This is a genomic window from Bacillus sp. 1A (genome assembly GCF_052682215.1).
The window spans coordinates 4,416,961-4,429,344 of record NZ_JBQYLZ010000001.1 but is presented as its reverse complement, the minus strand read 5'-3'; the positions used below and the strand labels follow the sequence as shown (position 1 = coordinate 4,429,344).

The 12,384-nt window shown below is 36.7% G+C and carries 16 protein-coding genes; all 16 read left to right on the top strand.

Features of this window, described 5'->3' with window-relative positions:
* Positions 1 to 14 precede the first annotated feature (14 nt).
* The 16 genes from ACUN0F_RS22640 to ACUN0F_RS22565 all read left to right on the top strand — a co-directional run bounded on the left by ACUN0F_RS22640 (position 15) and on the right by ACUN0F_RS22565 (position 12,382).
* Entirely contained in the window at positions 15 to 1,217 is a 1,203-nt protein-coding gene (locus ACUN0F_RS22640; protein ID WP_445540201.1) for an XkdF-like putative serine protease domain-containing protein, read from the top strand.
* 20 nt (positions 1,218 to 1,237) lie between these two features.
* A complete protein-coding gene (locus ACUN0F_RS22635; protein WP_445540200.1) occupies positions 1,238 to 2,227 on the top strand; it encodes a major capsid protein in 990 nt (329 codons plus the stop codon).
* Between the two features lie 170 nt (positions 2,228 to 2,397).
* On the top strand, positions 2,398 to 2,562 hold the full coding sequence (locus ACUN0F_RS22630) for a YqbF domain-containing protein (protein ID WP_000869887.1): 165 nt from the start codon (positions 2,398 to 2,400) through the stop codon (positions 2,560 to 2,562).
* Entirely contained in the window at positions 2,562 to 3,098 is a 537-nt protein-coding gene (locus ACUN0F_RS22625) for a hypothetical protein (protein WP_445540199.1), read from the top strand. Before ACUN0F_RS22630 ends, ACUN0F_RS22625 begins: the two co-directional genes overlap by 1 nt.
* On the top strand, positions 3,095 to 3,463 hold the full coding sequence (locus ACUN0F_RS22620; RefSeq protein ID WP_327987829.1) for a hypothetical protein: 369 nt from the start codon (positions 3,095 to 3,097) through the stop codon (positions 3,461 to 3,463). The genes ACUN0F_RS22625 and ACUN0F_RS22620 overlap by 4 nt, the downstream gene beginning before the upstream one ends.
* A gap of 6 nt (positions 3,464 to 3,469) precedes the next feature.
* Complete coding sequence (locus ACUN0F_RS22615) at positions 3,470 to 3,880, top strand: HK97 gp10 family phage protein (RefSeq protein ID WP_445540198.1); 411 nt, start codon at positions 3,470 to 3,472, stop codon at positions 3,878 to 3,880.
* 4 nt (positions 3,881 to 3,884) lie between these two features.
* The gene (locus ACUN0F_RS22610) at positions 3,885 to 4,307 is read left to right on the top strand and encodes a hypothetical protein (protein WP_445540197.1); all 423 of its coding nucleotides are present in this window, start codon (positions 3,885 to 3,887) and stop codon (positions 4,305 to 4,307) included.
* 12 nt (positions 4,308 to 4,319) lie between these two features.
* Positions 4,320 to 4,922 carry a hypothetical protein gene (locus ACUN0F_RS22605; protein WP_445540196.1) on the top strand — a complete coding sequence of 201 codons (603 nt, stop codon included), beginning with the start codon at positions 4,320 to 4,322 and terminating at the stop codon, positions 4,920 to 4,922.
* 57 nt (positions 4,923 to 4,979) lie between these two features.
* Positions 4,980 to 5,510, top strand: coding sequence for a hypothetical protein (locus tag ACUN0F_RS22600; protein ID WP_445540195.1), 531 nt, complete (start codon positions 4,980 to 4,982; stop codon positions 5,508 to 5,510).
* Complete coding sequence (locus ACUN0F_RS22595) at positions 5,462 to 5,896, top strand: hypothetical protein (RefSeq protein WP_445540194.1); 435 nt, start codon at positions 5,462 to 5,464, stop codon at positions 5,894 to 5,896. The genes ACUN0F_RS22600 and ACUN0F_RS22595 overlap by 49 nt, the downstream gene beginning before the upstream one ends.
* A gap of 37 nt (positions 5,897 to 5,933) precedes the next feature.
* On the top strand, positions 5,934 to 8,957 hold the full coding sequence (locus ACUN0F_RS22590) for a phage tail tape measure protein (RefSeq protein WP_445540193.1): 3,024 nt from the start codon (positions 5,934 to 5,936) through the stop codon (positions 8,955 to 8,957).
* On the top strand, positions 8,954 to 9,637 hold the full coding sequence (locus tag ACUN0F_RS22585; protein WP_445540192.1) for a hypothetical protein: 684 nt from the start codon (positions 8,954 to 8,956) through the stop codon (positions 9,635 to 9,637). The genes ACUN0F_RS22590 and ACUN0F_RS22585 overlap by 4 nt, the downstream gene beginning before the upstream one ends.
* Positions 9,634 to 11,178, top strand: coding sequence for a hypothetical protein (locus ACUN0F_RS22580; protein WP_445540191.1), 1,545 nt, complete (start codon positions 9,634 to 9,636; stop codon positions 11,176 to 11,178). The genes ACUN0F_RS22585 and ACUN0F_RS22580 overlap by 4 nt, the downstream gene beginning before the upstream one ends.
* A 10-nt stretch (positions 11,179 to 11,188) precedes the next feature.
* Positions 11,189 to 11,572: a hypothetical protein gene (locus tag ACUN0F_RS22575; RefSeq protein WP_098296362.1), complete on the top strand. Its 384-nt coding sequence runs from the start codon at positions 11,189 to 11,191 to the stop codon at positions 11,570 to 11,572.
* A 44-nt stretch (positions 11,573 to 11,616) separates the two neighbouring features.
* Positions 11,617 to 11,991, top strand: a complete 375-nt coding sequence (locus ACUN0F_RS22570; protein ID WP_445540190.1) for a Low copy number virion structural protein — start codon at positions 11,617 to 11,619, stop codon at positions 11,989 to 11,991.
* Positions 11,992 to 12,004: 13 nt separating this feature from the next.
* On the top strand, positions 12,005 to 12,382 hold the full coding sequence (locus tag ACUN0F_RS22565; protein ID WP_445540189.1) for a Low copy number virion structural protein: 378 nt from the start codon (positions 12,005 to 12,007) through the stop codon (positions 12,380 to 12,382).
* Positions 12,383 to 12,384: the final 2 nt, after the last annotated feature.

Below are 12,384 nucleotides of genomic sequence, written 5' to 3'. Positions count from 1 at the left end.
AAGGAGGTAAAATGATGGGTTACGAACTAAAAAACGCCAATATTAGTTATGTTTCATTGGTTACAAAGGGCGCTAACGGTCGTCAATTTGCCATTATGAAGAGCGCAACTGCCAAACAACCAAATATATCAAAGCAGGTTCCAATCCTTAAAACAGAGGAAGATAAGCAGCTTGTTACAGGTGTGGTATATGAACCAGATGTAGAAGATACACACGGGGATACAATGACTACAGAAGAAATTGAAAAGGCTGCATATACCTTTATGGAAAATTACCAACACATTGACAAACAACATGATGAAATTGCTGGTAAAGGGACAGTTGTTGAAAACTGGATTGCTAAAAGTGATATGACAGTAGGCGAACAAGAAGTAAAAGCTGGAACATGGCTTATGACTGTACGTGTCGATGATGTAGACACATGGGAAGAAATTAAAAAGGGCGAAGTTACTGGTTTTTCTATGGGTGGATTTGGTGAACGTGTAGAAATCGCAAAAGCAGAGGATCTTACTCATGAAGAGAAAGGCATTATTCGTAAAATGGTCGGTTTCTTCAAAGGTGAGAAACACGAGATTAAAAAGGGCGAAGTTAAAGATCGTTTTGTAGATGAAAGGCAGAATCGTGATTTACGTGCTGTTTTTAATTTGTTCGAAGATGTGTTCTATTGGGAAATTTGGGAGAACAATCCCGATATCGACCGAATGACAGCTGCTCTTGATGATATGAAGGAAATCCTTTCTTCTATTAAAGGTGGTTATACCATTGCGAAATCAGAAGATAGTGTACAAGCAGAAAACATTGTATTAGAAAGTATTAAAAAAGCCGGTAAAGTTTTATCCCAAAAGAATCATGCAAAATTAGATGAAGCATTAGCTTTAATTAGTGAAATAAAAGAAGCTGCTTCACCAGAGGAGGAAGAAGAAATGAAAGCAGAAGATATTGCAGAGATTGTTAAACAAGCAGTAGAGCCACTAGCTACTAAGTTAGAGAAGATTGAAAAGCAGGTAAATGGTGAAGAAGTAGAACCGACACCAGAAGAGCAAACAGCGGAAGAGAAAGTTGCAGCAGTTATCAATAAAGCACTAGAGCCATTTGTTGAACGTCTTGAGAATATCGAAAATGCTGCTTCTATTCGTAAAAGTTTAGATCCAGACGAAAAATACACGCCAGGACAACAACCAATTAAAAAATCTAAATGGGCAGGCGTAAACCTGTAATATAAGGAGGAAATATTAATATGGGAACAACATACAACAATCAGCAATTATTAAATCGTCTATCTAAAATTGAAAAGACAATTACTACAGGATCAGTTTCTTCTGGTTTATTAAATCCGGAGCAAAGTAAAGAATTCTTTAGAATGGCTTTTGACGCAACACCATTCTCTCAATTACATCGAAAAGAAATGCGTAAAGCAAAACAAGGTGTACTTGATAAAGTTGGTATTGGCGGCCGCATTCTACGTAAGAAAACAGAGAATAAAGATGAGGATTACCGTGCAGGTGTTACTACATCAACTATTCCATACAATACAAAAGCACTTCGTCTACCTTGGGAAATTACAGAAGAAACGCTGCGTGAAAATATTGAAGGTGAAGGCTTTGAAGATACTGTAATGACACTTATGTCAAGTCAAACAGGTATTGATTTAGAGGATTTACACTGGAATGGTGATGTTGAGTCATCTGATCTATTTTTATCAATTAACGATGGTTGGTTGAAGAAGATTCTAAAATCAAAAGAATCGCATATTATTGACCACGCTAAACTAGTAACTGGTACAGGAGAAGAAGCAAAAGCTAATGGATTTGGTAAAGGTTCAATCTTTGCTTTATCTGGTGTAATGCCAAATAAATATAAAAATAGTAATCTACGTTGGATTATGTCACCAAATCGTAGAGAGAAATGGATTGAATATTTAACAAACCGTCCTACAGGCGCAGGTGATGCTGCATTACTAGGAGCAGGAGACCAAGTTAATAAACCAATGGGATACGGAATTGTTACAGTTCCTTCTTTATCAGATGACATTATTATTCTTGCAGATCCACGTAACTTTATTGCTGTTAACACATATGAAACTCGCATTCGTAAAACAACAGAAGGTAAATCAGCAGTAATGGAAGATAAACGATTCTATGTAATTCATTTTGACGATGATGCAGTAATTCAAGAAATGGATGCAGTAGCAATCCTAACAAATATTCCGGATACGTTTGGAGCTTAATATCCAGGCGTATTTTTTATGGGAATAAAACCTTTGTTATCAGGGTTTTGAATGTATACTTTTTTATTATTTTCTTGTTTTTGATGGAAAACGAGATGGAACCAATAAAATCAATAATTCGAATGTAAACTTTCATGTAATAGTTTACATTCGAGAAAGGAGTGTTAATTATGAAAGTAGTTACGCTACGATACGGTGGCACTTATACCGCTTATGGACAAAAGTTTAAGAATGGCCAAGAAGAAACTGTTGCAAATGATAAGGCTGATTACCTTGTAAGTACTGGACATTTTGAGCTTGTAAAAGAAGTCGATAAGAAGGAGAAAGAAACATAATGGATATTACCATGCAGGACATTAAAGACCGCGTAAATGTGCAGAAAATGCCTGATACAGTTATTCAAGAACTGATAGATTACTATACGGTTATTACTAAAAAGTATTTAAGAGTAAAGCCGGAGAACCCAATGAAAGAAATTATTCATACTAGTAAACTAGCTTGGCTTTCTTTTCCTGCTGAATCTATAGCAAAAGTAACTCACGTTAGTTCGAAACAAGATATGACCGATTCTATTACTGTAAATGGCCGTATTGTTTATGGTTTATCCGAAAATCAATTATATGAATTTGAATATAAGATACAAGATTACGATGATCTACAGGTACTTATGAGGAAATGTATTATTGATTTGGTTATTTCTGCAGTAGGTCGTGCTAAATTACAACGGAAAGGTATGAAGACATCCGAAAGTATAGGGGATTATTCGTACCAGATTAGCCCAGAAGCGTTAGATGAACCTGCTACAAATAATAAGATACTTAATGGTTTAAAAGCGTTTAGGGCAAGAGTTAAGCCAGTGATGGCCACATGAGTATGTACTTTGACGATGGTGATATGGATGATTTATATATTCATGAAGTAGTTGTAAAACGAAAAGAGAGAAAGAAACAATCCTCTGGTAACTATGCAGAAGTGTCAGAGGATGTTTACGAGAATATGATTTGTCGTGTAACTACTAATTCTGCTACTGATAATGAGAGATTTAAACGTGATAAACAAAATTTCGATACAACCTTTAAGATATATGCACCTGCTTCTTACAAAATTAAGCCGAATGATCTTATATATTTCAAAGATGATGATTTAGGCGTTGATTATACATTTGAAGTAAAAGGAGAACCACGTAATCCTGCGTTTATGAATCATCACATTGAGATTTATTGTGAAAAGGTGTGATTCTATATGTCTAATTCAGTAGAAGTTGAGTTTTCAAGCAATATGGAGCGAGTAAAAACACAAATTAATAATATGTGCGTTGAAAAAGTAACTGGTGCTACAATCCATTTGCAAAATCAAGTCAAAAAAACTCTTACAGGTAGTCGTAGTGGTAAGCAATACAAAATACCACATACAAGCCGTAAATATACCGCATCCAAACCAGGTGAAGCTCCTGCTGTTCGTACTGGTGATTTATTAAACTCTATTAAGTACAACATAAAAAGGTCGCAATCAGAGGTGTTGGGTGCAGTAGGAAGTGACTTAAAAAAAGCAATATGGCTTGAAACTGGTACGAGTAATATAGAAGCCCGTCCATTCCTGGTAAAAACGTTTGAGAAAGAGCGTAGAGAACTGAAAAGGCAAATGGGAGGGTAATTGTATGACTAATGCTATTGCAGCTATTAGAACGCTTGTAGAGAGCGATGAAATAATAAAGGCTAATCTATCGGAATATGGTGAAGGTGAAGACAAAGGCCCTGCTCTTACATTCCAAACTGCACAGGATGACATGGAAATGCCATATGCAATTATGAGGATTGAAGCAGATAATCCGGATGATGTTGAAATTATAGATCGTATGATTCTGAATTTCGATGTGTATTGTGGTAACGGGGATTATGATAAGGCGAAGTTAATTGCTACACGTATTGAAAAGTTACTAGATAGAGAAGTTGGTTTAAAAGATGATGGGATACTTTCTATACATCGTGCAGGTAAACTGCCAGTACCGGATGAAGACCCATCTATCATTCATATAAATGCAAAATTTCTTGTCCGAACGATTCGAACGGACTTGTATTAGGAGGTAGAACAAATGGGCTGGAAATTAATTAATGGCGTTCGGGAAGGTACAACTGATAATTTTGTTATCGGACCTGGTGTCATGTACAAAGATTTTGAAAGTGTAAAAAAATTAGGCGAAATGATTGGAGCTACTACAGGTGGTACTAAAGTAGGTTTTGATCGTGAGTATTATGATGCAGATATTGATGGTGTCCTTGGGCAATTAGTACGTGGTAAATGGATTTTAAAAGATGTTCCGCACATTGAGGTTACATTAGTTGAATTTACAAAAGAAAATCTACAGTTGGCTCTACCTGGTATGACGGTAGATAGCACAACAGAAGAGGGTTATGATGTTTTAACACCTTCAAATGAAATTCCGGATTCAAGTTACCATGATATTGCATTAATCGGTATGGTTTCGGGAAGTGAGTTACCTATTATTTTCGTAGTTCGTAATGCATTAGTTGTTTCATCAATCGAAGTTGATTTGAAAGATGGTAAAGGAACGGTTGGTTTAAAGTGTAAATTTATTGGTCATTACAGTGAATCTGCACCAACTACACCACCATATTCAATCTATTTACCAAAGAAAAAGAAAACAGCAGCACTTAAAGCGCCGGCTACCGCATAAATGGTAGTCGGTTTTCTATTACATAAAACGAGCTAAAAGCTAAAAGGAGAGAACAAAATGACTTCTATTTTAGAAAAAATGATGAATACCGGTACAGAAATTACAATTTCAGGTGTAAAAGTGACAATGCGACGATTAAATGTAACGGATGTTTGGCGATTCGCTAAAATTATTTCGAAGGTTGGACGCAGCGCAATGGCTAATTTTGCTGATTTCGGTAAGGATAAGCAAGAAATGGATGAACTAACTAAAGTAGCTGAATCTCTTCCGGAAGAAGAAAAGCAAGCGCAATTAGCTGCACTTAAAGAGAAGCAGCAGCAAAAAGGATTAGAATTCGCTTTCCGTGTTTTAACAATGATTCCTGCTTGTGAGGATGATTTTACAGAGTTCTTTGCTAGTTTATTGAAAGTAAAGGCAGATGAGTTTCGTAAATTCCCTCCAGAAGCAATGGTTGCTGTTATACAGGGCTTATTAGAGAGTGAAGACTTAATGACTTTTTTCAACCAGGTCAAGGGACTAGTGAAAGTTCAGAGCGAGAAATGGAGCAAATCAGCAGTGATTCCAGCAGCGGCTCCGAACCTAGCTTAAACGAAAATTCAGATGAATATTTAGAGGAAGCCGAACAAAACATGTTACGTGCTTTCGATAAAATCCAAAAGCGGTATGGATGGACAGATGAATACGTCTTATCTATACCGTATTCGCGTTTAATGGACCTATTTTCTTTAATTGCACGAGAAGAGCAGCAAGAAGAATTAAACGAGTGGAAGAAGATGGCGTTCATTGGTTTTCAAACTCGTCAACTTGAAGAGGGTACTACTTTCGATGATTATCTAAAAGCCTTTGGACTAGCTGATAACCAGGATGATAAGGAATCATCTTATGAAATGGGTGAAGTATGGAGCAAAGAAGAATGTGAAGCACATGTTGAGCAAATTATGGCTCAATTCCAGGAAGACGACGATGAAGAATAAAATGGTTATCGGCCCCAGCAGAAAAGGGGGTGCGTAAATGTTAGCTGAAATGTTCCAACTGTTCGGCACGATCGGTATTAAAGCAGACGGCGCTTATAAAGATTTAAAACAATTTGAAGATCGAGTACAAAAGACTGCAAACGGAATGCATGATAAGTTCCAAAAAGTAGGAGAATCAATTAGCCATGTAGGTAGTAAAATGCAAGAAACAGGCGCAAATATGACTGCTGGTGTTTCACTACCTTTAGCTGGTATTGGTGCTGCAGCTGTTAAAGTAGCTTCTGACTTTGATGCTTCTAATAGAAAACTAGAATCTACACTTGGTTTATCAAAAGAAGCTACAAAAGAGCTTGGTAATGTTGCAAAAGAGACATGGAAAGATGGATTTGGAGAAAGTATTCAAGAAGTTGATGAAGCTGTAATACAAGTGAGTCAAAACATGAAGAATCTTTCTTTCGATGAAATGCAGGGCGCTACGCAAAGTGCTATGACTCTTGCAAAAACTTTCGACACTGACGTTAATGAGGTTACTCGAGGGGCCGGACAACTTATGAATCAGTTCGGGTTAGATGCACAAGAGACATTTGACCTTTTAGCATCTGGTGGACAAGCAGGCTTAAACTTCTCAAATGAAATGTTCGATAACATTTCCGAATACGCGCCTTTATTTAAACAAGCAGGATTTTCTGCAGAAGAGATGTTTACCATTATGGCAAATGGAACGCAAGATGGTTCATACAATCTCGATTACGTAAACGACCTTGTAAAAGAATTCGGTATTCGTGTACAAGATGGATCAAAAGGTGTCACAGAAGCCTTTGCAGAAATGAGTCCAGAAACTCAAAAGGTTTGGGACAATTTTAATAAAGGTAAAGGAACTGCCGCAGATGTATTTAACGCCGTACTTGGCGATTTAGGCAAAATGGACGATAAAGTCAAAGCTAATCAGCTTGGTGTTGCTGTATTCGGTACTAAATGGGAAGACATGGGAGCTGAAGCTGTATTAGGGCTTACTAATGCCGATGGTGCATTACGCGATGTTGACGGTAGTATGAAGAAAATGCAGAAGACACAGCAAGAAGCATTTGGTGTTCGCTGGCAAAAACTCACTCGTACTACAATGGCATCCTTGGAACCGCTAGGCCAAGCAATTCTTGATATTGCAGAAGTTGCTCTTCCTCCCATTATCAAAGCTGTAGAAGTAGCTGCAAAGGCGTTTAGTTCTATTCCAAAACCAATCCAAATTGGTATCGTAGCAATTTTAGGTATGGTTGCAGTATTAGGGCCATTAGTCGCCATGATGGGCTTTATGACAAGTGGAGTTGGTGCATTCGTCGGATCGTTTAGATTTCTTGTACCAGTATTAACAAAGGTTCCTCTGCTGTTTACAGGTATATTAAAAATCGGGCCAAGATTAATAAGTATGTTCGCTATGATAGGAAGAGCAGTAGCTTTCTTAGGTAGCACTGCATTTGCAGGACTTTTAAAAGTAGGGCCTAAACTTATTGGTATGTTTGGTGCAATAGGTAGAGCGCTCGCTATACTTGGAAGATCTGCAATGACATTACTCATGAATCCCTGGACAATTGCCATACTTGCTATTGTTGGATTAGTTTATTTAATTTACAAAAATTGGGGTTCTGTTGTTAAATATACGAAGCAAGCCGTTAAATGGATAGGTGACGCATGTTCTAAGGGATGGGATGCAACCGTAAAAGGTGCGAAATCAGCTTGGTCTGGTTTATCTAAGTTCTTTTCTGGATTTTGGGAGGGAACGAAAAAAGTCTTCCATGCCTCTGTATCATTTATAGGAAAAATACTCGAAACAGCCTGGCGCGCTTATCTCACGGTTATAAAGTTCTATATAAATTTTTGGAAAAAAGCATTTGAAATTGGATGGAATGCTATAAAATTCATTTTTAATGCTGCTTTAAACATTTTAAAAAGCGTTGTTAAATTTGCCTTAGAATTTATAAAAAACGTAATATCTTTTTATATAAAAGCATGGCAAACGATTTTTAGAGTTGGGTGGAATTTAATAAAAACGATATTCGTTTCAATTTTAAATTTCTTGAAATCGTTTATTCGCGCTTCCTTTACTTTGATACAGAACATTATCTCTGTATCTATGAATTTTATAAAAAATGTAATCTCTACAACGCTAGCAATCATAAAAAATATATTCTTTACAGTGCTAAATTTTATAAAAAATCTTGTAGTTACAAGCTTCAATTTTATAAAAAATACGATAGTTACAATTTTAACTACTGTCAAAAATTTTATATACCAATCATTTGGATTTATAAAAAATACGATACTCTCTGCAGTGCGGATTTTTGTTAATTTCATAGTCGATAATTTCAACAAAATAAAAAACACCATCTTTTCGGTGATTGGCGCTTGCAAAGATTTTATAGTATCAAGTTTTTCTGCAATTAAAAAGGCAATGACCAGTGCCTTTACCGGAATAGTTGATACCGTAACAAAAGTATTTAGCAAAGTAGGATCTATTGTAAAAAATGTAGCAAAGGATGCTGTTAGCTGGGGAAAAGATATCATTGCCGGAATCGGTGAAGGGATGGCTGGAATGGCTGGTTGGCTTATAAAAAAAGCTAAAGGCGTAGTTTCAGGTATACCTAAAGCTGTATTGAAGTTCTTTGGTATTCGAAGCCCCTCCAGGTTAATGATGGAATACGGGGGTTATATTACAGAGGGTCTTGGTGTGGGGATGGAACAAATGATTCCTGCAGTAGATAAAGCCTCTGAACTACTAAATAAAGCCGTTGTTCCACCTAAACCAATGAAACTAGTAACGGATGTATCTACTCAAATCGGACAAATGGGAGCACGTTCTGCGGATCTAATCGGTAAAACTGCACATCCATTCGCTGGCCAAACCCATGTTGAGAAGAAAACAGATAAAGGCGTTACGATTCAAAAAGCTGAATTCAAAGTGGTTGTTGAGAAACTACAGTCTGCAGACGATTTTGTAAAAATGAGAAAGTTACTACAAAACGTAGTTGCTGATGATCTAATGGGAATGGCGGTGAGGAACGTATGAGTGTATTAAAACGGTTATATAGAGAAGTCGGGAATGGTTGGTTATTTCTCGAAGAGAGGGAGTTGAAAGACTCCCTCTCTTTTGTTATCGATTTTGGAACCCCTGGTACATATACATTTTCTTTTACTACAAATGTACCAATCAATAGCAACGGAGATTTACCTTATAAATATTTCGTTGTGAAGGTTAATGGTATAGAAAGGTTCAGAGCAAGGGGTGCTTATGCATGGAGATCTCATACAATTTTTGTTGATGAAGGTCCGCAAAGAATAACATTCCAACTCGAAGGATTCGGTAACGGAGATAGTTGTAGGATGAGAGACGCCTATTACAATCCATATTTAGAAATGAAAACTTTAGATATGATAGAGCAGACTAAGTTCCCTAAAAATTTAGACGCATTGAAGACATTTAACGTCATACAAGGTTCTCCAAGATGGCAAAGTACCGGAAGTAAGGGATGTGAAGTAGAGTTCACATTATTATTTTCCAATATAAAAAATTGGAAGGATTTCATGTCACATCTATACAATCCTTTCATAATTAAGGGAGACTATGGAGTTTATGGTGGTATTATCCCACCAAATGAGGTCGACACGCTAAGAGATGGGACATTGATTATGTCTAAATGTAAATTAATATCACCATCACGAGCAGGGATTGGAGTCGATGGCACATGAGGGATAGCAGTATAAATTTGATTAGGGCACTAGGAGATCATTTTCAAGTAGCAAATAATGCTCCTACCCTTGTTGTTCATATGAAAAAAAGAGAATCTTCTTCTTACGTACAAGTACAACATCATGTAACGGGATTAGAAGTGCAGGAGAACGGGGATCAGTTCGCAAGTACATTTACTATTACCTTTGCTAATGAACACGGCCAAATGGCTCCTGATAACTGGTTTGGTAAGTTTTCTTCAATGCAAGAATGGTTTTATAACAGTGAGGTAACAAATACAAATCAACTATATCCGCAGACTGAATTTAAGGTGGCTATTGGTTACGGAGAAGAGGTTTTACCTTATATACATGGTTTTGTATCTGATGTGAAGGTAAATGCCGAAAATGGTACTATTTCAGTCACTTGTACAACATCTTATAAGAAACTTCTACAAAAATCAGTAATACCAACACCTGGATCAGATGAAATCGTTGCGCCAACTGGAAATGTATATAATGTTGTGAAATTTTTCTTTCAAAAGGCAGGGGTTTTCTTACATGGTAGTCCTGTAAATATACCTGGTACCAATCAGAGTTGGCTTGTTGAAGGTGCGACTGGTAAGAGGTTTCAAAAATGGGATGAAATTGTTCGCGATATTATAGATACAACATTCCATTACATAAAGCACGAACCGGATGGAAGCTGCACGTTTATGAAGATGCCGGATTATGCTATCAATGAACCTTCGAAATTTAATTTTACAGAAGGAGAAAACCTTATATCACTAGATATGCAGCTAACAGACCAGGATATAAGTAATAGCATTGTTGTTAAATGTGGAGACTACGCAAACGGATTTCTTAATTCATTCCTTTTAAAAAATGTATCGCAGGGTGATTTGCGAGAAGAAATGATAGAAGTCCCTTGGGCGACAACATTTTTCGCAAGAAGAGCAGTAGCAGCAGCTTATCATTTAAAAGCAATCCAGAAGTTTAGGACATTAACGGTAGCAGTAGTTGGTGATCCAAGGATTCAATTGTTTGATGTAATTTCTGTTTACAACCGAGATTCTGGCCAACAATGGAATTATTTCGTGAAAGGTATTAATACTATGATTTCAGCAGATGATGGTTTCTATCAAACTTTAGATTTAACAGTTAACTATGGATACGAACCTACGCCTTATACAGACATAAGCGGAATCACAGTAAACGTAGATACCTTACGGTTAAAACTTTGGGATTATGATTATGAAGATGGTGACGTAATAAATATTTACGCCAATGATAGGTTAATAGAAGAAAATTACCTTATCCGAAACAACCCTACATATGTTGATATCCCGCTCGAATACGGGGTAAATGTAGTTGTATTTGAAGCTGTACGAAATCCTTTAAGGTGGCTTACAGGACGAATGCAAGTGTTAGATACACAGAATAATATTCTATTTGATTATGGTGATATTCCAGATTTAACGTTTGATAGAAAAAACATAGGTCCAGATGGATATTATATTCAACGTCCTGCAAAAACATGGTCTGTCACAAGGGTAAATTAGGGGTGATATGATGATAATGCAAAAGAACTTATATGATCCGATTATGTATTTGATGAAAGGATTAATTGATAGAGAATTTTACAGCGGTGGAAAACCAATGCCTGGGGATGACCCGAATAACGTATTTAAAGAAGGTATGACAGAGGGCTATACCCTCATTCGTGATGGTGCTCGTTTATCTGCAGTTGATGGAGATAAATATCTTTATTACGATTTAGTTTTTAACGACAACGGTATGTTAGATAAGGTTATTTTATCCCACAAGATAACAGGAAAGATGATGGAAACACAATTAATATATAATGCACAAAAACAATTAGAGCGTGTGCAGCCGCGACTTCTTAATAAAGGTAACGGTATGCTATCTGATTTAGCAATTCCCGATGTGTCTTAATGATGCACGGGAATTTTTTAATACATGGAAAAGGGTGAATGCTCTTGTTTGAAACAACCTATTTAGCTGGTGGGCGATTAAATCCACCTTTTCATCCAACAAAAACGGAACCATTCGTACCTGGATTTATTATGGATTCCACGTCATATAAAACGGATGAAGTGAAATATATATTACCTGCAGATATGGAGATTTACGCAATTAGTGTTAGTTCCTCCATGTACGAATTAGATGATAAATGGGACTTAATCGTGAATGGACAAACTGTTTGCCAAGATATCTATACGAAGCGTATTCCCGAAGGTATGCACTTTATGGTTTACAAATCTGTAAAAGCAGGAAGTACAATTACATTCCGATTCCATAATCAAGGAATTCTGGATAAAACGGTATGGTTTGAACTTCACTTTTTAAGATAAAGGAGAATATTTTATGAGCTTTGCAGTTAATTATATGGCTGGTGGGCGATTTGACGCGCCTTACTTCCCTACAAAGACAGAACCATTTATCCAGGGACGGAGAATTGGTATTTACGATGAAATCCATGTAGATAAGTTTTCATTACCGTTTCATACAGAAATGATTGCCTTCTCTGTTGCTGCATCTCATTACAGTGATAGAGACTATTGGAATTTATTTATTAATGGCCAGCAAGTATTTAAAGAAGTTTATGTAAAAGATGTGCCGGAGGGATTTAATTTCTCCGTTGTTAAACCTATACCTGCTAACGCTCAAGTAAAGTTCGAATACCACAATGCATCCGCAGATAAAAAAACTATATGGCTGAATTACCAACTATTAAGAGATTAGGA

Bases quoted from the DNA above. Each gene is read 5' to 3' on its own strand.
- ACUN0F_RS22640 (WP_445540201.1), top strand. From the start codon at position 15: ATGGGTTACGAACTAAAAAACGCCAATATTAGTTATGTTTCATTGGTT.
- ACUN0F_RS22635 (WP_445540200.1), top strand. From the start codon at position 1,238: ATGGGAACAACATACAACAATCAGCAATTATTAAATCGTCTATCTAAA.
- ACUN0F_RS22630 (WP_000869887.1), top strand. From the start codon at position 2,398: ATGAAAGTAGTTACGCTACGATACGGTGGCACTTATACCGCTTATGGA.
- ACUN0F_RS22625 (WP_445540199.1), top strand. From the start codon at position 2,562: ATGGATATTACCATGCAGGACATTAAAGACCGCGTAAATGTGCAGAAA.
- ACUN0F_RS22620 (WP_327987829.1), top strand. From the start codon at position 3,095: ATGAGTATGTACTTTGACGATGGTGATATGGATGATTTATATATTCAT.
- ACUN0F_RS22615 (WP_445540198.1), top strand. From the start codon at position 3,470: ATGTCTAATTCAGTAGAAGTTGAGTTTTCAAGCAATATGGAGCGAGTA.
- ACUN0F_RS22610 (WP_445540197.1), top strand. From the start codon at position 3,885: ATGACTAATGCTATTGCAGCTATTAGAACGCTTGTAGAGAGCGATGAA.
- ACUN0F_RS22605 (WP_445540196.1), top strand. From the start codon at position 4,320: ATGGGCTGGAAATTAATTAATGGCGTTCGGGAAGGTACAACTGATAAT.
- ACUN0F_RS22600 (WP_445540195.1), top strand. From the start codon at position 4,980: ATGACTTCTATTTTAGAAAAAATGATGAATACCGGTACAGAAATTACA.
- ACUN0F_RS22595 (WP_445540194.1), top strand. From the start codon at position 5,462: ATGGAGCAAATCAGCAGTGATTCCAGCAGCGGCTCCGAACCTAGCTTA.
- ACUN0F_RS22590 (WP_445540193.1), top strand. From the start codon at position 5,934: ATGTTAGCTGAAATGTTCCAACTGTTCGGCACGATCGGTATTAAAGCA.
- ACUN0F_RS22585 (WP_445540192.1), top strand. From the start codon at position 8,954: ATGAGTGTATTAAAACGGTTATATAGAGAAGTCGGGAATGGTTGGTTA.
- ACUN0F_RS22580 (WP_445540191.1), top strand. From the start codon at position 9,634: ATGAGGGATAGCAGTATAAATTTGATTAGGGCACTAGGAGATCATTTT.
- ACUN0F_RS22575 (WP_098296362.1), top strand. From the start codon at position 11,189: ATGATAATGCAAAAGAACTTATATGATCCGATTATGTATTTGATGAAA.
- ACUN0F_RS22565 (WP_445540189.1), top strand. From the start codon at position 12,005: ATGAGCTTTGCAGTTAATTATATGGCTGGTGGGCGATTTGACGCGCCT.